The following is a 558-nucleotide window of genomic DNA, read 5'->3' on the forward strand; positions in this document are numbered from 1 at the left end:
CGTGCGAGGTGGAGACCACGCGGTTCTTGAGCCGCAGGTGCTTCAGATCGAACGGTGAGAGAAGCGGGTCGTTGGATGGCATGACAGGCTCCGGAAGGGGGTGCGGACGGAAACGGAAGTACGGGACGGCGGTGGCGCTGCGGTCCGGCGCCTCGGTGACGGTGGTCGGGTCCGGGACGGACATCCCCTTACCCGTCGAACCGCTGGCCCGGCGCTGCGGGCCAGCGGCGCGGTCAGGCGCCCAGGTAGGGGTAGCGGTAGTCGGTGTCGGGGTTGAGGTGCGTCTACTCGCTGCGCCGCAAACTCGAGTCCCACGGTGCCCCGCATCGCATCCGCACCGTGCGTGGAGTCGGCTTCAGCGTGCGAACACGGTGACGCCCGAAGGCAGTGCCGCATTGGGGCGGTCAATTGGGTGGGGTGGGCGGAAGGTACTGCAGTGTCGGGGCCGGACCGTCGCGGCGACGAGGTCGCGCGTTGCCAGTACCCCGAGGGTGCTCAGCGGACGGTCCGCATCGGGGCCGTGCCAGCTCTTCTTCTCGCCCGCGTGCGCGTGACGGA

General features: G+C 69.9%; 1 protein-coding gene and 1 pseudogene. Both read right to left on the minus strand.

Annotated elements, in window-relative coordinates; translation table 11 throughout:
- On the minus strand, positions 1–184 hold a 184-nt coding region (locus tag P3H15_RS54945; protein ID WP_276144945.1), incomplete at its 3' end, for a hypothetical protein.
- Positions 185–355: 171 nt separating this feature from the next.
- Positions 356–558, minus strand: a pseudogene (locus P3H15_RS54950) (hypothetical protein); the annotation flags it as partial.

Origin of the sequence: Rhodococcus sp. T2V, assembly GCF_029269925.1 — a bacterium.
In the GTDB taxonomy this organism is placed as follows: domain Bacteria; phylum Actinomycetota; class Actinomycetes; order Mycobacteriales; family Mycobacteriaceae; genus Rhodococcus_F; species Rhodococcus_F koreensis.